This window comes from Rhizobium sp. RU35A (assembly GCF_900156005.1).
In the GTDB taxonomy this organism is placed as follows: domain Bacteria; phylum Pseudomonadota; class Alphaproteobacteria; order Rhizobiales; family Rhizobiaceae; genus Neorhizobium; species Neorhizobium straminoryzae.
The window spans coordinates 16,958-34,599 of sequence record NZ_FTMR01000011.1 but is presented as its reverse complement, the minus strand read 5'-3'; the positions used below and the strand labels follow the sequence as shown (position 1 = coordinate 34,599).

The window sequence follows — 17,642 nt, the reverse complement described above, 5'->3', positions numbered from 1 at the left end:
GGCAGGGCATGCCGTGTCCGTTCTTGAATTGCTTGGCGCTGGCCTCGTCAGCCGGTGCCGATACAAGAATTATGGAGTAGCAAAATGCCCAAGATGAAGACGAAGTCCTCCGCCAAGAAGCGGTTCAAGATCACCGCGACCGGCAAGGTCGTTGCGGCTGCCGCCGGCAAGCGCCACGGCATGATCAAGCGTTCCAACAAGTTCATCCGCGATGCACGCGGCACGATGATTCTGGCCGAAGCTGACGGCAAGAAGGTCATCAAGAACTACCTGCCGAACGGTCTCTGAGACCTTTTCGCTTCCGGAACACTTTAAGGAGATCATGACATGGCACGCGTAAAACGTGGCGTAACCTCTCGCGCCAAGCACACCAAGACCCTCAAGGCCGCCAAGGGCTTCTACGGTCGCCGCAAGAACACCATCCGCGCCGCAAAGGCTGCCGTCGATCGTTCGCGCCAGATGGCGACGCGCGACCGTCGCGTCAAGAAGCGGAACTTCCGCGCCCTCTGGATCCAGCGCATCAACGCTGCCGTCCGCGAATTCGGCCTGACCTACGGCCGCTTCATCGACGGCCTGAACAAGGCTGGCATCGAAGTGGACCGCAAGGTTCTCTCCGACATGGCAATCCATGAGCCGGCTGCCTTCGGCGCCCTGGTCGAAGCCTCCAAGAAGGCTCTCGCCTATCTCAAGGATGCCGGCACGGCCAACGAGTTTGAAAGCGCGGTTCGTTAACCAGCGCTTCCCAGGCTTATCTAGCTTCACTGAATTTGGGAAACCCGCGCTGGTCTCGGCTGGCGCGGGTTTTTCATTTGTCTGTCAAGGCTTCATGTCACGACCGTACGTCAGGGTCACGTTCCGGCCTTTGCCGGGCTTCATATGGAAGAAACCATGTCCGATCTGGAAAACCTGAAAACCTCGCTTCTGACGGAAATCGCGGCTGCCGGCGACGAAGCGGCCCTCGAAGCCGTCCGCGTCTCTGCGCTCGGCAAGAAGGGCTCCGTCTCCGACCTGTTGAAGACGCTCGGCGCCATGAGCGCTGAAGAGCGCCAGACCCGCGGCGCGGCGATCAATGCGCTGAAGACTGAGGTGACGGAGGCGCTTGCCGCCCGCAAGACCGTGCTGCGCGATGCCGCGATCAACGCCCGCCTCGCTGCGGAAACGCTGGATGTGACGCTGCCGGTCCGTTCCTCGCCGGCCGAGCGCGGCCGCATCCACCCGATCAGCCAGATCATCGACGAGATCACTGCCATCTTTGCCGACATGGGCTTTTCCATTGCGGAAGGTCCCGATATCGAGACGGATTATTACAACTTCACGGCGCTGAATTTCCCGGAAGGGCACCCTGCCCGCGAGATGCACGACACCTTTTTCCTGGCCCCGGACGAGAAGGGCGAGCGCAAGGTGCTGCGCACGCATACCTCGCCGGTGCAGGTGCGCACGATGGAAATCCAGAAGCCGCCGATCCGCATCGTCATTCCCGGTAAGACCTATCGCCAGGATTCGGATGCCACCCATTCGCCGATGTTCCATCAGGTCGAAGGCCTTGTCGTCGACAAGAAGAGCCATGTCGGCAACATGCGCTGGATTCTGGAAGAATTCTGCAAGGCCTTCTTCGAGGTGGACAGCGTCACCATGCGTTTCCGCCCGTCCTTCTTCCCCTTCACGGAGCCGAGCTTCGAGGTAGATATCCAGTGCGACCGCTCGTCCGGTCCGATCGTCAAGTTCGGCGAGGGCAAGGACTGGATGGAAATTCTGGGCTGCGGCATGGTCCATCCCAACGTGCTGCGCGCCGGCGGGCTTGATCCCGATGAATACCAGGGTTTTGCCTGGGGCATGGGCCTCGACCGCATCGCCATGCTGAAGTACGGCATGCCCGACCTGCGCGACTTCTTCAACGCCGACGTGCGCTGGATGAGCCATTACGGTTTTCGTCCGCTCGACATGCCGACCCTGTTCGGCGGTTTGAGTGTGTAATTCTGCAAGGAGGATAGACCCATGAAATTCACGCTCTCCTGGCTGAAGGAACATCTGGAAACCGACGCGAACCTTGAACAGGTCTGCGAGCGCCTCACCGCGATCGGCCTCGAAGTCGAGGATGTCGATGATCGTGCGACCTACAGGCCCTTCGTCATCGCCAAGGTGGTTTCCGCCGAAAAGCATCCGTCTGCCGACCGGCTGAAGGTGCTGATGGTGGATACGGGCGACGGCAAACCGGTGCAGGTCGTCTGCGGTGCGCCGAATGCGCGGGCAGGCCTCGTCGGGGCGCTGGCGCGGCCGGGCACCTATGTTCCGGGCATCGACGTGACGCTCTCCGTCGGCAATATCCGCGGCGTCGAAAGTCATGGCATGATGTGCTCGGAGAAGGAACTCAACATCTCCGACAACCATGACGGCATCATCGACTTGGCCGACGATGCGCCGGTGGGCACGCCGTTTGCGACCTATGCCGGTCTCGATGATCCGGTCATCGAGATCAACCTGACGCCGAACCGCCCGGACTGCACCAGCGTCTACGGCATCGCACGCGATCTGGCGGCGTCGGGCCTCGGCACGCTGAAGGCGCCGAAGGTTCCGGCGCTGCCGGTGGATGGCGAAACCACCGTCGACGTGCGCATCGATCTCGATGACGAGCGGCTTTGCCCGGGCTTTGCGCTGCGTCTCGTGCGCGGCGTCAAAAACGGCCCGAGCCCGGCCTGGATGCAGCAGCGGCTGAAGGCGATCGGCCTTCGCCCCATCAATGCGCTGGTCGATATCACCAATTACATGACCTTCGATCAGGGTCGGCCCATGCACGTGTTCGACGCCGCAAAGGTGAAGGGCAATCTCGTGGTGCGCCGTGCCGTCGAGGGCGAGGAAATCCTTGCGCTCGACACCCGCACCTACAAGCTGTCTGCCAGTAATGTCGTCATTTCCGATGACAATGGCGTCGAATCGATCGGCGGCATCATGGGCGGCGAGCATTCCGGCTGCGACGAGAACACCGTGGACGTGCTGATCGAATCGGCGCTGTGGGACCCGATCAACATCGCCAAATCCGGCCGCGCGCTCGGCATCATCACCGATGCGCGCTACCGCTTCGAGCGCGGCGTCGATCCCGAATATATGATGCCGGGGCTGGAGCGCACCACGGAACTGGTCGTGCAGCTCTGCGGCGGCACGCCGGCCAAGGCGAAGATCGCCGGCTACAAGGGCCATGACCGCAAGGTCGTCGATTTCCCCTTCTCGGACGTCAAGCGGCTGACGGGCCTGACCGTTTCCGTCGAAGAAAGCCGGCAGATCCTGACCGGCCTCGGCTTCGAGATCCTGTCCGGCGACAAAAGCCGCGTGCAGGTGGCGGTTCCTTCCTGGCGACCGGATGTCGACGGCAAGGCCGATCTCGTGGAAGAGGTCATGCGCATCCACGGCGTCGACAACATCAAGCCCGAGCCGCTGCCGGCCAAGGAGACGGTCAATGGCCGCATCCTGACGACGCTGCAGATCCGCACCCGCACGGCGCGGCGTGCGCTTGCCTCGCGCGGTATGCTGGAAGCCGTCACCTGGTCCTTCATTCCGGAAGATCAGGCAAGACTGTTCGGCGGCGGCAAGCCTTCGCTGAAACTCGTCAACCCGATCGCCGCCGACATGTCCGACATGCGCCCTTCGCTGCTGCCGGGACTTTTGACGGCTGCCCAGCGCAATGCCGACAAGGGCTATGGCGACGTGGCGATCTTCGAAGTGTCCGGCACCTATGAGGGCGATACGCCCGACGCACAGCGGCGCGTGGCGGGCGGTATCCGCCGCGGCACGGCGTCGCTTGCCGGCGCCGGCCGCTCCTGGTCGAATGCCGCCAAGGGCGGCGGCAAGCCGGTCGATGTCTTCGATGCCAAGGCCGATGCGCTGGCGGTGATCGAGGCCTGCGGCCTGCCCATGGCCAATGTGCAGGTGGAGCAGGGCGGTCCGGCCTGGTATCACCCCGGCCGCTGCGGCACGATCAAGATGGGCCCGAAGGTGGTGCTCGGCCATTTCGGCGAATTCCATCCGAACACGCTGTCGGCGCTGGACGTGTCCGGCGCGCTGGCGGGCTTCGAGGTCTATCTCGATGCGATGCCGGAGCCGAAGAAGAAGGCCACCCGCACCAAGCCGGCGCTGGAGCTTTCGCCCTTCCAGATGGTGAAGCGCGACTTCGCCTTCGTCGTTGACAAGGCGGTCGATGCCGGATCGATCATCAAGGCGGCCAGCAGCGCCGACCGCAAGCTGATCACCGGCGTCACTGTCTTCGACGTGTTCGAGGGCGCCTCGCTCGGCGAGGGTCGCAAGTCGGTTGCCATCGAGGTACTGATCCAGCCGACCGACAAGACGCTGACGGATGAGGATTTCGACGCGCTGACGAAGAAGATCGTCGGCAATGTGGAAAAGACGACCGGCGGCACCCTGCGCGCCTGACCTGCCATTGCAGATCCTTCTTTCGGCCGGAATGCGACGAGACCGCATTCCGGCCGATCATGTTTCCGGGCACAGGTTTGTCAAAAAACGGGGTTCATGAGTTTTGCGCTCATGCTCCTTTGCGCACGCGGCACTTGCTGCCCGTGGCGTGACTCTGTTTCATCGCCGCCCCTTGCGGGTGCGGGCATGTTCGGCCGGGGCGCTGAAAGCTGCCTCGTAGGGGAGTTTATATGTGACACCTCTCAGCGCCCCGTTCGGTTGTTTGTGCCCGCCGGTCGGTCCCTCTGTCTGAAAGGCCGGTGGTGCCGTTTGCCATCGCCGTTCCCGTCATCCTTCCCCTGCGGGAGGGATGCGGGCGGACAACGGGCGATGCGGCCCCTGCCGGCCTTCCCCATGTGTGCCACATAAGGCACGCCCGACGCGCAGCTGGGAGCGTTGAAGGACAAGGCGCAGACGTCCGACGCGCCTTGTCCTCCACCCGGTCGCCGGAGGGGGACCCTGTTGACGGACCCGGCTCAGGCGGTTTTGCGTCTCACCCGCCTGCCCCGAACCGGCCCCGCATCGCCGGCACGCCTGCCGGTGTATCCGCTGCGGGACGAGGCGATTGTAGGCATGGATTTCAGGGGTGGGGATGAGGGGGATGAAGATTTTTTTGTCGTGGCGCTTGTCGTTGGCCCTGCAATTCGCCGAAAGATGTTTTTGGACAGAGGGTTGACGACGTCAGTGCATCGGCAAAATACCCCCTCTGGCTGCCGCGTTCGTCCCTGCAATCGATTCACTGGATCGATTGCTTCGCTTCGCGAACCACTCCTCACCCCACCACAAGGGGGGAGACCGCAGACGGCACCCGCCCATGCTTCGATTGGCTTCGGCGGGTCGGCTGGGTTAAAGCCCTCCCCCTTGTGGGGAGGGTTGGGAGGGGTCTTTTTGTTTTTAGGGACGGTCGCTACCCTGAGAGGTCAAAGCGCTTTCTTCGATTGCGACGGTCATGGGGCGGGAAGGCGATGCCGCGATGCGATCTCCTCCCCTTGAGGGGAAGATGCCCCGCAGGCATAGGGGGAGAGTCGTGCGCGAACGGGACGGCGGCCCTACCGGTTTGCCATCTTCGCCATCGATTCCGGATAGCGTGCGCCCTTCACCTTGGCGGGGGAAAGAAGATCGCCCAGTTCCTTCACCTCGTCCGGCGAAAGCGTGATCGCGGCAGCGGCGACGTTCTTTTCCAGGTTGGCGATCTTGGTGGTGCCGGGGATCGGGACGATGAAATCGCCCTGCGCCAGCACCCAGGCCAGCGCCAGCTGGCCGGCAGTGACGCCCTTTGCCTCGGCCATCTGTTCGAGCAGCGAGATGAGCGCGACATTGGCGTCAAAATTCTCGCCTTGGAAGCGCGGCAGGGCGCGGCGGAAGTCGTTGTCGGCCAGGCCGTCGAGGCTTTTCAGCGCGCCGGTCAGCGCGCCGCGGCCGAGCGGTGAGAAGGGCACGAAGCCGATGCCAAGGTCGCGGCAGGTGGCGAGAACGCCGTTTTCCTCCGGATCGCGCGTCCACAGCGAATATTCGCTCTGGATGGCGGCGATGGGATGCACGGCATGCGCCCGCCGCAGCGTTGCGGCGCTGGCTTCGGACAGGCCGAGCGCCCTGACCTTGCCTTCTTTCACGAGATCGGCCATGGCGCCGACAGTCTCTTCGATCGGCACGTCCGGATCGACGCGGTGCTGGTAGAAGAGATCGATCACCTCGACGCCGAGCCGCTTCAGCGAGGCTTCGGCGACCGCCCGCAGATGCTCCGGCCGGCTGTCGGTGCCGGAGGGACGGGCGGCCTTCGCCTCGTCTCCGATGGTGAAGCCGAACTTGGTGGCGATCAGAACCCTGTCGCGATAGGGCTTCAGGCCCTTGCCGACCAGTTCCTCATTGGTGAAGGGGCCGTAGACCTCGGCCGTATCGAACAGGGTGACGCCGAGATCGACGGCGCGGGCAAGCGTGGCAAGCGAGGCAGCCTCGTCGGTCGAAGGGCTGTAGGCATGCGTCATGCCCATGCAGCCAAGGCCAAGCGCCGAGGTGGTGAGCGAACCGAGAGAACGGGTTTGCATGAAAGGATCTCCTGATGCGGCTGTTCTGGTGAAACCTGTTGCGGCAGACGCGGACGGCAAGGTCTGGCACCGGCATGAGGGCACTCTAGAGGGAACCGATCGGAACGAAAATGGCTGCAAATCGCCTCAGGCTGTTCTATCATTTCGAACAATGAACCGGACCCAGCTTTCCCAACTCGCCGTTCTCGCGGCCGTCGCCGAACATCGCAGCTTCCGCAAGGCGGCGGCGGAACTGGCGATCGCGCCGTCTGCCGTCAGCCATGCCGTCTCGGCGCTGGAGGACAGCCTCGGCATCCGGCTGTTGCAGCGCACCACCCGCAGCGTCGCGCCGACCGAGGAAGGCCGGCAGCTGATCGCGACGCTCGGACCGGCCTTGTCCGAAATCTCCGCGGTGCTGGACGGGCTGGCCGACGGGCGGGATCGGCCGGCCGGGCCACTGCGGCTGACCATGCCGCAGCTGGCGGCGGATGAGCTGATCCTGCCGCGCCTCTCCGAATTTCTGGCCCTCTATCCCGATATCGAGCTGGACCTGCGCACGGAGGATCGCTTCGAGGATATCGTCGAACGTGGCCGCGATGCGGGCTTGAGGCTTGGCGAGCATCTGGAGGCGGATATGATCGCGGTCCGGGCCAGCGGCCCCTGGCAGGGCGCAATCGTCGGCTCGCCCGCCTATCTCGCCACCCGGCCGGCGCCCGAGCATCCGCGCGATCTCATGCAGCACCGCTGCATCCGCCGGCGCTTCTCAAGCGGTGCCATCTATCGCTGGGAACTGGAGCGGGAGGGCAAACCGCTGATCGTGGATGTCAACGGCCCGCTGATCCTCTCGGATCAGGGCATGATGCGCCGCGCCGCCCTCGACGGTATCGGGCTTGCCTTCCTGTTCGACCGGCGCGTGGACGAGGATATCGCGGCGGGACGGCTGATCCGCGTGCTGAAGGACTGGTGCCCGCCCTTCGACGGCTTCTACATCTATTATCCCTCCCGGCGGCAGATGCGCCCGCCGCTCAGGGCCTTTGTCGATTTCTTCCGCCATCGCGGATGAGACGCCGCGCGGCCGTGGCCGCGGCAGCGCGGGCCGTGCTCAGAAATTGATCCGGTAGCGCAGATGGCCGTCGGACGCGACATAGGAATCGTAGAGTTTTCGCGCGGTCACGTTGGTTTCGGCGGTGTGCCAGTAGAGGCGCGACCAGCCGTGCTCCTTCGACAGGGCGACGAGGTCATCGAGCAGCGCGCGACCGACGCCCTTGCCCCGTTCGCTGGCATCGACGAACAGATCCTCCAGATAGCAGTCGCGGCCGAGAATCCAGCTGCCCTCATGGGTGAGGCAGAGTGCGAAACCGACAATCCGGCCCTCCCGCTCCGCCACCCGCAGGAAGAGGGCGCTGTCCGGGCTCAGGATCTTGCCCCAGGTGGAGGCGGTGACCGCCTCGGAAATGTCGACCTGGTAGAAGTGGACATAGGCGGCCCAGAGGCGGCGCCAGCCCGCCTCGTCCCCGGCGCGGGCCTCACGGATGATCAGGCTCATGCGCCGGCCTCGTTCAGACGCTGCAGCTGCGCTTCTGTCAGCCTCAGCGAGCCGGCGGCGATCATCGCATCGAGCTGCGACAGCGAGGTGGCCGAGGCAATCGGCGCGGTGATGCCGGGGCGCGCCGCCACCCAGGCGATCGCGATGGTGGCAAGGCTCGCGCCCGTCTCGGCGGCAACCGCATCGAGGGCGGCGAGAACCCGGTGACCCTTCTCGTCCAGATAGCTGCCGACGCGGTAGGAGCGGGCGACACCTTCCGTATCCTGCGCCTTGCGGTACTTGCCGGTGAGAAAGCCGGCGGCCAGCGCATAATAGCTGATCACGCCGATCTCCTCGGCGATGCAGAGATCCGCCAGCGGCCCTTCGAACTTGTCGCGCGTATAGAGATTGTATTCGGGCTGCAGCACATCATAGCGCGGCAGGCCGGCCGTGGCCGCGGCATCGAGCGCGGCGCGAAGCTGGCCGGCATCCAGATTGGAGCAGCCGATGGCGCGGATCTTGCCGGCCTGTTTCAGCCGGTCGAAGGCGGCGAGCGTTTCCTCATAGGGCGTTTCGGCGTCCGGCCAGTGGGACAGGTAGAGATCGATGTAATCGGTGCCGAGGCGCGTGAGCGAAGCCTCGACGGCCTTCTCGATCCATTTTGCCGAGAGGTCCACCTTGCCCTGGCCCATGTCCGAGCCGACCTTGGTGACGATGATGGCCTTGTCGCGCGCCACGCTGCCGCGCTTCAGCCAGCGGCCGATGATGGTTTCGGATTCGCCGCCCTGGTGGCCGGGCGCCCAGCGGGAATAGACATCCGCCGTGTCGATCGTGTTGAAGCCCGCCTCGAAAAAGCGGTCGAGCAGGGCAAAGGAGGTGTTCTCGTCGGCCGTCCAGCCGAAGACATTGCCGCCGAAGACGACGGGGGCGATGGAAAGGCCGGTGCGGCCGAGCGGGCGCAAGTGCATGAAAACCTCCGGGTCGGAAAAGGGATGACGGATATGGCGCGACCCTAGCGTCCCGGACAGGCTTCGACCATTCAATTTGCGTGATGGACGGATCAGGCGGATGAACGGCCGGCATGTTCGCGCGCCAGGCTCGGCGGCTGGTCGTAATGCTGGCGCCAGATGCGCCGCAGGTGCCGCGCCGAGGCAAAGCCGGTGCGGGCGGCGACATTTTCGAGATCGAGCCGCGACTGGCGGATGATGTCACGCGCCAGCGTCACCCGCATCAGGTTGACGTAATCGATCAGCGACAGGCCGGTATGCTCGCGAAACAGCCGCGACAGGTGCCGCTCGCTGAGATGGCCAAGGCCGGCAAGCCGCGCCACGGACCAGTCTGCGGCGGGATCGGCCATGATCGCATCCTGCACGGCATGGATTGCCGGATGGACATGGTTGCGGCCGGAGAGCCAGGGCGAAATCTGCGGGTCGCTGCCGTTGCGCCTCAGATAGATCACCATCTTGCGCGCGGCCGCCAGCGCGACGGGGGCAGACGTCATCTCCGCCACGATATGCAGCATCAGGTCGATGCCGGTGGAAATGCCGGCGCTGGAGAGGATCCTGCCATCATCCACGTAGAGCCGGTTTTCAAGCACGGTCGCGGTCGGCGCGAGACGGCGCAGGTCGGCGATGCAATCGGCATGGGTGGTGCAGGCGCGCCCCTCCATCAGGCCGGCCTCCGCCACAAGCAGCGCGCCCGAGCAGATGCTGGCGATCCGCATGTCCGGCCGCACGACGCGGCGCATCCAGCGCGCCAGTTCGGCGCGCTCGGCGGCGGTTTCCTGCGGATCGGGCACGGCGGAGGTCGCGCCGGAGACGACGAGCAGCGCATTGTCCGGCAGTTCGTCGGGCAGCGGTTCGAGGCCGGAAAGCGCAAGGCCGATGGAAGTCACCTGGCTCGGTTTCGGCGAGACATAGTGCAGGGCGAAGGTCAGCGCGTCCTGATGCTGGTTGGCATAGCGCAGGACCTCCATGGGTCCTGCGATATCGAGCAGCAGCGAATGCGGCGGCACCACCATGATGACGGGAACGGTGCGGGCGGTGCCGGGTGTCGTCATGCGGCGAGCCTGTCGGCGCCGAGTGCGTCTTCCACGCTGGCGATGCGGGCAAAGCGATCCTTCAGCACCATGGCCGTATGGCGGCGGATGTCGGCCGGAGTGTGGGTCACGCCCTCGGCATCCGTCATCGGGAAGGTCAGCGTTGCCTCGGCCACGTAGGTGACCTTGAAGCCGAGATCGGAGGCGTGGCGGGTGGTGGTTTCGCAGCATTGTTCCGTGCGGATGCCGGAGATGATCAGGTTGCGGATGCCGTTCTGCACCAGCCAGACATCGAGGCCGGAGCCGACCAGCGCGGAGTGGCGGCGCTTCTCGACGATGCGGGTGGGAGCGATGCGCAGGCCCTCCAGCGTGCGGACATGGCCGCTTTCCTTGCTGAAGGGGCCGCTCTCTTCCACATGGAAGACCTGGATCACCGGCAGGCCGCGGGCGGTGGCGGCGTCGATCAGCGCCTGCTGGCGCTCCAGATAGCGGGGCAGGTCCGCCGTGTCCCAGTAGGGGCGGTGGCGGAAGGATTCCTGCACGTCGATGACGACAAGGGCGGTATCGGACATTTTCAGCTCTCCATGGCTTGAAAGGATAGCCGCACTCTATCGCTGCTGGCGAGAGGCAAAAGCATCGATGCGGACGAAGAGCGGACGTTTTCGGCCATCGTCTTCGCCCGCAGGCGATCCGGATCCGTCAGCGGCTGGCGCCGGCCTGGGCGCGCTGGCTGATCCAGACGCTGGCGAGCACCACGGCGACGCCTGTGATCTGCGGGGCGGTCAGCGCCTGGCCAAGCAGGCTCCAGCCGAGCAGCACGGCCACCAGCGGGCTGAGGAAACCGAGGGCGGCGACGGCGGACGGTTCCAGCCGGGCAAGGCCGCGGAACCAGAGCAGATAGGTCAGCGCCGCGCCGATCAGGCCGAGATAGGCAAAGCCGATCAGGTTCTGCAGTGTCGGCACCGGCAGGCCGGGTTCCAGCCACAGCGCGGCGGGCAGAAGCAGCAGGCCGCCCGCCGTCAGCTGCCAGGCGGTGAAGGTGAGCGGCGAGACCGGCGGCTTCCAGCGCCGGCTCATCACCGTGCCGCAGGCCATGGAGACGGCGCCGGCCAGCCCTGCCGCGACACCCAGCGGATCGAGCGCCGCCTGCGGCGAGAGCACCAGAAGCGCCACGCCCGCGATACCGGCAAGACCGCCCAGCACCGACAGGAGTTTCACCGGGGAGCCCAGCACCACGCGGGCAAGCGCGATGACGATCAGCGGCTGGATGGCGCCGACGGTGGCGGCCACCCCGCCCGGCAGCCGATAGGCCGAGACGAAGAGGCAGGCCCAGAACAGCGAGAAATTCAGCGCGCCGAGGACAAAGCTCTTCCACCACCAGGCGCCCCAGGGCAGGCGGCGCACGATGAGAAGCAGACACAGGCCGGCCGGCAGGGCGCGCAGCGCCGCCACCGTCAACGGCAGGCCGGGCGGCAGAAGCTGGGTGGTGACGATATAGGTCGAGCCCCAGATGGCGGGGGCAAGCGCGGTCAGCGCGGTATCGGTGAGGCGGCTCATGGACGGTCTCCAATTATCTTGATGTCAAGATATTGGGATAAATCTTGACGTCAAGATAATTTGGCGGCTTAGTGTCGTCATGGATCACGTCACCCGCATTCTCGACCAGTGGCACCGCGAGCGCCCGGATCTCGACGTCGCCCCGATGGGCCTGCTTGGCCGGCTTGGCCGCCTGCATGCCCATCTGTCGCGCGAAATCGAGGCGGAGCTGGCCGCCCACGGCCTCAACCGCGCCAGCTTCGACGTGCTGGCGACGCTGCGCCGCGCCGGCCACCCGCACCGTCTCTCCCCCGGCGACCTGCTGGCCGCCACCATGGTGACATCAGGCACCATGACCAACCGCATCGACCAGCTGGAGAAACAGGGCCTGGTGGAACGCATCGCCCATCCGGAAGACCGCCGCAGCGTGCTGATCGGCCTGACGGACAAGGGTTTCGCCACCATCGACCGGGCTGTGACCGCGCATGTGGCAAACCAGCATCGCCTGACGGCGGCGCTCACGGCGGCGGAGTTCGGGGCGCTGGATGGGCTGCTGTCCCGCTATCTCTCGGCGTTCGAGGAGAAGGGGTAAGGGGCGGCAATGATCGGGAGCGTCTCATCCTCGATGATCGGCGCGCTTTTCAATTCCGTCGCACCGGCCCTTCTGCTCCGCATGCATCACCCGAGATCGAGATCAACCCAGATCGCCGCGTGGTCGGAGGCGGCGTTGACCTTGGCGGTGAGGCTCGCCAGCACGTCCCACTTCTTCGGACGCGTTCCGGGCCACATGCCGAGACGGATCACGCCGCCGGCGGTGACCTTGTCGAACAGAGCCTTCGACAGCAGCAGGTAATCGATCTTGTTGTTGGCGGTGCAGCTGCCATAGGTGCCGGGATAGCCGCCATCCTCGAAGGCAGGATGATGGAAGGCGTCGGTCAGCAGGCCGCCCTCGATCAGCGGCGCCAGAGGATCGCTGTCCGGCGTGTCGTTGAGGTCGCCGATCACGGCCACATGCATCTCTCCGGCCGCGATCAGGCCCTCCACGATGGCGTGGACGCGGGTGGCCTGTTCCTTGCGGTGCGCATCGGAACGGCGCGGATCACCATAGCCCTTGCTCTTGAAGTGGTTGACCAGCACATGCAGCCGCGCACCGGACGGGGTGGCAAGCGTATAATCCGGGCAGTCGCGCGAAAAGATCCGCTCGCCGCCGACAACATCGTCGACATGGCTCACCATGGACACCAGCGGATAGGCGGCGCGGGTGAGAATGCCGACATCGATGCCGCGGCTGTCATTGCCGTCGATCACCATCACATGGTCGAAGGGCGTGCCTCCCACGGAGGGCAGGATCTGCTCGTTGAAAGCCAGCAGGCTCGGACGGCTTTCCGCCTCCACCACGCCCAGCACATCCGCCTTCAGCGCCTCCATGACGCGGGCCGTGTTCAGCATGGATTCGTGATCGACCGGCGCCTCCTTGAGTTCCAGCGACCCGACCCAGTCGGCGCGGCCCTCTGCCTTGATCTCCAGGCCGCCGGTGCGCGGGCGCTTCAGCAGCTCGCCGCGATTGCGCCGCAGGATCACGAAACCGGCCTCGTCGGACTTTTCCAGCCCGAGTTCGATCAGAAGTTCCGCCAGCTTGTCCTTGTCGGCCTGCGAATATTGCGGCTTGCCGAGAATCTCGTTCGCCTCGGCAAAGGCCTGCAGCACCTCGCTGCCCTCCGCCCAGGTATCCAGCATCATCACCTTGGCGCGGTCGAACAGGTTTTCGACATTGTAGGATGCCAGTCGCATGGTCTTCCTCCCCATCGTCCTCAGCGAGGATAGGTCCGGCAGATTGCAGTTTTAAGGCGGGACCGTGTCGGAGTTTGAAAGTACGCGGCAGAGCGCAGCCGCAGCGGTGATGCAGTTGGCCTATGCGTTGGAACGGGTTGCCGCTGGGTCAGAACAGGCTGCCCTGATCGGGTCCCTTCTCGGGTGCCGGTTTTGTGGTTCGCTTGCGGGGCGCGGGGGGCGATGCGGGGGCGGGCGGAACGGCATCCGTCGCAGCGCCTGCGGTGGCGGACACGGCGCCATCGGCAAACTGCAGGGAGAGGGCCTGACCCGTCGCCACCTCCGCCGCCCGTGTCAGCGGCGTTCCATCCTCGCTGCGGATCACCGCATAGCCGCGCTTCAGCACGTTCTTGTAGGAGAGCGATTGCAGCACGCGGTCCTGTGCGGCAATCGCGGCGCGGCTGCGGCTGAGGGAATGGCCAAGCGCGCTGTCCGCCTGACGGGCAAGGGCCGCAAGATGCAGTCTTTCACGGGCGATCTGGCCGGAAAGCCGCTGTGGCAGGCCGGACAGCCGTGCCTCTGCGCGGTCGATGCGGCCGCGTTCGCCAAGCAGCCTGCGCTCCAGCCAGCGATCCATGCGCAGCATCTGGTCGCCCACCTGACGGCGGCGCTCGGCGAGGCGGTTTGCGAGAAGGTCGAGGCGAAGGCCGGCGGCGGCGCGTTCGAAACTGCGGCGCTTTTCGATCGCGGTGCGTTCAAGCCCGCGGCCGAGACCGGCGGCGGCCTCATCGAAGCGCCGGCGGGGCAGGGCAAGCAGCTGGTCGAGCGAGGGGAGCGCCCGCACCAGACCGCGCAGGCTCTGCCGGCGCGTCTCCATCTGGCGGCTGGTGGCACCGCGCAGGCGCGCGCCGAGGCTTGCCAGTTGCGCATCGAGATCGGCCTTCACCGGCACGGCCATTTCGGCGGCACCGGTCGGCGTGGGCGCACGCACATCCGCGGCGTAATCGATCAGCGTCCAGTCCGTCTCGTGGCCGACGGCCGAGATCAGCGGGATGGCGCTGGCGGCGGCGGCGCGCACCACCGCCTCGTCGTTGAAACTCCAGAGATCCTCGAGGCTGCCGCCGCCGCGCGCCACGATCAGCACGTCCGGCCGGCGGATGGGGCCCAGCGGATCGAGCGCATTGAAGCCGCGGATCGCATTCGCCACTTCGTCGCCCGAGCCTTCGCCCTGCACTTTCACCGGCCAGACGATGACATGCACGGGAAAGCGGTCCGTGATGCGATGGAGAATATCGCGGATCACGGCGCCGGTCGGCGAGGTGACGACGCCGATCACCTGCGGCATGAAGGGCAGGGGCCGCTTGCGCGCCGGATCGAACAGGCCTTCGGCGCCAAGCTTGCGCTTGCGCTCCTCGATGAGGGCCATCAGCGCGCCGGCGCCGGCCGGCTCCAGCGTCTCGATGACGATCTGGTATTTCGACGAACCGGGGAAGGTGGTGACCTTGCCGGTGGCAATCACCTCCATGCCCTCTTCCGGGCGGAACTTCAGCCTGGAAAAGCTGCCCTTCCAGATCACTGCATCGATGCGGGCCTTGTCGTCCTTCAACGCAAAATAGGCGTGGCCGGAGGAATGCGGCCCACGATAGCCGGAAATCTCGCCCCGCACGCGAACGTGATCGAAGGCGGTTTCGACCGTGCGTTTGATCGAACCCGAAAGCTCCGAGACAGTTTGCTCTGTCAGATTGGTCGGGGGATCGGAGGAGAAGAGCGTGTTCATCAGGCTCATCTAGCGCATTTCATAGGGTATTTCACCCGTTGGGGCGGCGCAAACCTGCATTTTCCCGGGATGCTACAAGAAACCAATGACGACAATTCGAACTATCCGCTTTAAGGCCCATTAAAGCTAGGAGCGATCTTTTAAGGTCGAACCGGCCTCGAACCGGACTCTTTTACAAGTTTGCGTCTAAGTGTGGATCCGTCACGCGAGGATGAAAAGGAGACCGAACGTGCTCTTTCTGACGGCTACCTGCATCGGCTTTGCCACCGGCGCCCTGAGATCCGTGCTGTCGCTCGCGCTCGTCGCGACGCTGATCCTGTTCGTGTTTGGCGGCGCAGCCCTCGTCTCCGCCGGCCCGGTGTCCTTCCTCAGCCTCGGCATTGCGATTGCCGGTTACAATGTCGGCGTGATGGCGCTGATGGGCGCCGTGTTCGCTTTCGACGGTCGCCGCCAGACGGCGTAACACACGTTCGACAGGCATCGCCCCCGGCGTTCCGGGGCGCTGCCGCGGTTGGCCGTGACCTGGTCGTCACTGGGGCCGTACCGCATAGACCGCGAGATCGCCGGCTTTCGGCGCCGCAACCAGCCGGAGATCGTTCGGCACCTCCCCCCTCAGCAGCATGGCATAGAGACCTTCGGGATAGGCACGGGCCACGGCAATGGTTTGCGCGTCCGTCGGGCAGAGCGCGAGCAGCGCGACGTTTGCCCCGTGCAGCAGGTCGAGCGCCTGCCGTTCCGGGGAAAGGCCGATCTCGACGGGCAGCGATGCGCCGGCCGTGTCAGCCGTAGCGGAAACCGAGAGGACCCGGTGGCGGGTGAAGCGCAGGATATCCGGTCCGCTGGCGGAGGGGGCTGCGACCGTGCGGGGCGACAGGCGGGCGAGCAGCGCGGTGCTGGCCGCACCCCGGCAGGTGCCGGCCGGCGACAGCGGCGCCACGGCGTGCGTCATCGCCGGAACGGTGATTGCATTGCCGATGCCCTTCTGGCTGACGGTGCCGAGGAAGATCCAGACGATGGGCGCGGCGGCCAGCACGGCCAGCGTATAGGCAAAGCCGGCATTGATGTTTTCCGGCTCCGCCTGCGACAGCCGGCGCAGATCGGTGATCAGGAAGGAGAGCGGCAGGATCGACAATGCATTGGCGAAGGCGGCGTAGCGGACCGTCGCAAGCGTCAGCAGCCAGGCGGTCAGGATCAGCGCGCCGAGCAGCAGGTGGGCCTCCACCTGCTGGCGATCGCGGATCCGGAACAGGCAGACGGCCACGGCAAACAGGCCGACCGCATAGAAGCCGCCGGCAATTTCGGGGGCAAGGCGGATCTGCGTCAGGATCGCGCGCGTCTCGGCCGGCCCGGCCAGCCCTGGTTCCGGGACCCGCAGATCGGCTCCGGACAGCAGGCCGTCCAGGCCGTGCGGCGCAAGCAGCAGGCTGGCGGCGGCAAGAGCGAGCAGAAGCCCGCCGGCCAGCCGCAGGCGAAGGCCGCGCGCGCGATCTCGGCCCGCCAGCGTCAGCAGCGAAAGCCCGGCACCGAAGGCGGCGGCAAGGGCAAAGAGGCCGAGCGAGGCGCCGTTGCCGCTCACCTCCCCATAGGCGGAGGGCGGCACGGTGGCGAAAAGGACGGCGGTGACGGCGAGGCACAGCGAGAGGCCGAAGGCACGGGCGGCGCGGGCGAAGGCCTCGCCATGCCAGGCCCATTGGACGGCCACACCGAGTGCCGCAACGGCAACCAGCGGCGCGGTTTCTGTTCCGATTGCCAGCGACAGCGCGGCCAGCGCGCCGGCCAGCGCATGCGCGGCGGCCGAGCGACGGCGCTCGATCAGCAGGCCCGCCACCGCGAGAAGCAGGAACAGTTCCACGTTGATGGCATCGATGCCGCCCGGATAGAAGCGCAGCGAGGTGAAGGCATGGAGGCTGGCCAGGCCGAAAGCCACATGCATGCCGATCATGCCGGCCAGCTGGCGTCCGCCGAAACCGGCCGCCGCAATGAACAGCGTGGCGATGGCAAGCGGCCAGACCGTCAGCGCCAGTGCTTCCGCCGCAAGGGGCGGGTGTCCGACCGCGGCAAACAGCCGGATCAGCCCGGCAAGCGGCAGGTCGATCAGGCGCGACAGGCCGAGGATCGTGCCCCCCTCCGCGCCGAGGCGGTATTGCGTGAGGTCGAACCAGCCCTGGCCGGCGAGAAAATCGCGCAGCTGCACGAGACGCAGCGTGTCGCCGTCATGCGGGCCGACATAATCGCCGGCCTTCGGCAGCACGAGCAGCAGGATGCCGGTGATCGTCACGGCGGCATAGACGCTCAGCGCCGGCAGGAAGCGGGTAAACGGGCCGGAGGGTGTTACGGTGGCGCGGGCCGCCAGCGCGGCAAAGGTCGATCTGGTCACGATGGGTCCCCGTGTGGCATCCGGCAACCTCATGTCCGGCGGCGTGCCGATCTCGGGATCGGCAGGTCCAGTGCGCGAAACCTAGACTGGTCATGGTCAACAAAGCGTAAAACGCCGGCGGACGGGTCCCGTCG

General features: G+C 65.9%; 16 protein-coding genes. 7 read left to right on the top strand and 9 right to left on the bottom strand.

All coding sequences use genetic code 11. The features are described from left to right. Positions 1–84 precede the first annotated feature (84 nt). The 4 genes from rpmI to pheT all read left to right on the top strand — a co-directional run bounded on the left by rpmI (position 85) and on the right by pheT (position 4,422). Positions 85–288: a 50S ribosomal protein L35 gene (gene rpmI / locus F3H95_RS21060; protein ID WP_099056273.1), complete on the top strand. Its 204-nt coding sequence runs from the start codon at positions 85–87 to the stop codon at positions 286–288. A 39-nt stretch (positions 289–327) separates the two neighbouring features. After that, positions 328–732, top strand: coding sequence for a 50S ribosomal protein L20 (rplT, locus tag F3H95_RS21055; protein WP_143127182.1), 405 nt, complete (start codon positions 328–330; stop codon positions 730–732). A 156-nt stretch (positions 733–888) separates the two neighbouring features. Continuing rightward, positions 889–1,974, top strand: a complete 1,086-nt coding sequence (gene pheS, locus F3H95_RS21050) for a phenylalanine--tRNA ligase subunit alpha (RefSeq protein ID WP_143127181.1) — start codon at positions 889–891, stop codon at positions 1,972–1,974. A 21-nt stretch (positions 1,975–1,995) separates the two neighbouring features. Next, on the top strand, positions 1,996–4,422 hold the full coding sequence (gene pheT / locus F3H95_RS21045; RefSeq protein WP_149747456.1) for a phenylalanine--tRNA ligase subunit beta: 2,427 nt from the start codon (positions 1,996–1,998) through the stop codon (positions 4,420–4,422). Between the two features lie 1,088 nt (positions 4,423–5,510). Here the strand turns inward: pheT and F3H95_RS21040 are convergent. Next, on the bottom strand, positions 5,511–6,506 hold the full coding sequence (locus tag F3H95_RS21040; protein WP_149747455.1) for an aldo/keto reductase: 996 nt from the start codon (positions 6,504–6,506) through the stop codon (positions 5,511–5,513). Positions 6,507–6,657: 151 nt separating this feature from the next. On the opposite strand from F3H95_RS21040, the gene F3H95_RS21035 reads away from it, so the two are divergent. Next, a complete protein-coding gene (locus F3H95_RS21035; protein WP_149747454.1) occupies positions 6,658–7,548 on the top strand; it encodes a LysR family transcriptional regulator in 891 nt (296 codons plus the stop codon). A gap of 39 nt (positions 7,549–7,587) precedes the next feature. Here the strand turns inward: F3H95_RS21035 and F3H95_RS21030 are convergent, their stop codons facing one another. From F3H95_RS21030 to F3H95_RS21010, 5 genes are all read right to left on the bottom strand, one after another. Beyond that, complete coding sequence (locus F3H95_RS21030) at positions 7,588–8,031, bottom strand: GNAT family N-acetyltransferase (RefSeq protein ID WP_149747453.1); 444 nt, start codon at positions 8,029–8,031, stop codon at positions 7,588–7,590. After that, positions 8,028–8,978, bottom strand: a complete 951-nt coding sequence (locus F3H95_RS21025) for an aldo/keto reductase (protein WP_149747452.1) — start codon at positions 8,976–8,978, stop codon at positions 8,028–8,030. The genes F3H95_RS21030 and F3H95_RS21025 overlap by 4 nt, the downstream gene beginning before the upstream one ends. Positions 8,979–9,070: 92 nt before the next feature. Then, complete coding sequence (locus tag F3H95_RS21020; protein WP_149747451.1) at positions 9,071–10,069, bottom strand: helix-turn-helix domain-containing protein; 999 nt, start codon at positions 10,067–10,069, stop codon at positions 9,071–9,073. Then, on the bottom strand, positions 10,066–10,620 hold the full coding sequence (locus F3H95_RS21015) for an isochorismatase family protein (RefSeq protein ID WP_143125666.1): 555 nt from the start codon (positions 10,618–10,620) through the stop codon (positions 10,066–10,068). Before F3H95_RS21015 ends, F3H95_RS21020 begins: the two co-directional genes overlap by 4 nt. A gap of 127 nt (positions 10,621–10,747) precedes the next feature. Beyond that, positions 10,748–11,605, bottom strand: coding sequence for an EamA family transporter (locus F3H95_RS21010; RefSeq protein WP_149747449.1), 858 nt, complete (start codon positions 11,603–11,605; stop codon positions 10,748–10,750). A gap of 79 nt (positions 11,606–11,684) precedes the next feature. Between F3H95_RS21010 and F3H95_RS21005 the strand changes: the two genes are divergently transcribed. Further along, positions 11,685–12,176 (top strand): MarR family transcriptional regulator, encoded by a 492-nt coding sequence (locus tag F3H95_RS21005; protein WP_149747448.1) that lies wholly within the window; start codon positions 11,685–11,687, stop codon positions 12,174–12,176. 86 nt (positions 12,177–12,262) lie between these two features. On the opposite strand, the gene F3H95_RS21000 is transcribed toward F3H95_RS21005, so the two are convergent. Beyond that, positions 12,263–13,375 carry an endonuclease/exonuclease/phosphatase family protein gene (locus tag F3H95_RS21000; protein WP_149747447.1) on the bottom strand — a complete coding sequence of 371 codons (1,113 nt, stop codon included), beginning with the start codon at positions 13,373–13,375 and terminating at the stop codon, positions 12,263–12,265. A 148-nt stretch (positions 13,376–13,523) separates the two neighbouring features. Beyond that, positions 13,524–15,131, bottom strand: a complete 1,608-nt coding sequence (gene xseA / locus F3H95_RS20995) for an exodeoxyribonuclease VII large subunit (protein ID WP_149747558.1) — start codon at positions 15,129–15,131, stop codon at positions 13,524–13,526. 229 nt (positions 15,132–15,360) lie between these two features. Between xseA and F3H95_RS20990 the strand changes: the two genes are divergently transcribed. Continuing rightward, entirely contained in the window at positions 15,361–15,594 is a 234-nt protein-coding gene (locus F3H95_RS20990) for a hypothetical protein (protein WP_149747446.1), read from the top strand. A 66-nt stretch (positions 15,595–15,660) separates the two neighbouring features. Here the strand turns inward: F3H95_RS20990 and F3H95_RS20985 are convergent, their stop codons facing one another. Further along, entirely contained in the window at positions 15,661–17,508 is a 1,848-nt protein-coding gene (locus F3H95_RS20985) for a hypothetical protein (RefSeq protein WP_149747445.1), read from the bottom strand. Between the last annotated feature and the right edge of the window lie 134 nt (positions 17,509–17,642).

Excerpts from the sequence above, each read along its gene's own strand:
- F3H95_RS21005 (WP_149747448.1), top strand. The coding sequence starts at position 11,685 with ATGGATCACGTCACCCGCATTCTCGACCAGTGGCACCGCGAGCGCCCG.
- F3H95_RS21010 (WP_149747449.1), bottom strand. The coding sequence starts at position 11,605 with ATGAGCCGCCTCACCGATACCGCGCTGACCGCGCTTGCCCCCGCCATC.
- rpmI (WP_099056273.1), top strand. The coding sequence starts at position 85 with ATGCCCAAGATGAAGACGAAGTCCTCCGCCAAGAAGCGGTTCAAGATC.
- F3H95_RS21020 (WP_149747451.1), bottom strand. The coding sequence starts at position 10,069 with ATGACGACACCCGGCACCGCCCGCACCGTTCCCGTCATCATGGTGGTG.
- F3H95_RS21035 (WP_149747454.1), top strand. The coding sequence starts at position 6,658 with ATGAACCGGACCCAGCTTTCCCAACTCGCCGTTCTCGCGGCCGTCGCC.
- F3H95_RS21040 (WP_149747455.1), bottom strand. The coding sequence starts at position 6,506 with ATGCAAACCCGTTCTCTCGGTTCGCTCACCACCTCGGCGCTTGGCCTT.
- F3H95_RS21015 (WP_143125666.1), bottom strand. The coding sequence starts at position 10,620 with ATGTCCGATACCGCCCTTGTCGTCATCGACGTGCAGGAATCCTTCCGC.
- pheS (WP_143127181.1), top strand. The coding sequence starts at position 889 with ATGTCCGATCTGGAAAACCTGAAAACCTCGCTTCTGACGGAAATCGCG.
- F3H95_RS21000 (WP_149747447.1), bottom strand. The coding sequence starts at position 13,375 with ATGCGACTGGCATCCTACAATGTCGAAAACCTGTTCGACCGCGCCAAG.
- F3H95_RS21025 (WP_149747452.1), bottom strand. The coding sequence starts at position 8,978 with ATGCACTTGCGCCCGCTCGGCCGCACCGGCCTTTCCATCGCCCCCGTC.
- F3H95_RS21030 (WP_149747453.1), bottom strand. The coding sequence starts at position 8,031 with ATGAGCCTGATCATCCGTGAGGCCCGCGCCGGGGACGAGGCGGGCTGG.
- xseA (WP_149747558.1), bottom strand. The coding sequence starts at position 15,131 with ATGAACACGCTCTTCTCCTCCGATCCCCCGACCAATCTGACAGAGCAA.
- rplT (WP_143127182.1), top strand. The coding sequence starts at position 328 with ATGGCACGCGTAAAACGTGGCGTAACCTCTCGCGCCAAGCACACCAAG.
- pheT (WP_149747456.1), top strand. The coding sequence starts at position 1,996 with ATGAAATTCACGCTCTCCTGGCTGAAGGAACATCTGGAAACCGACGCG.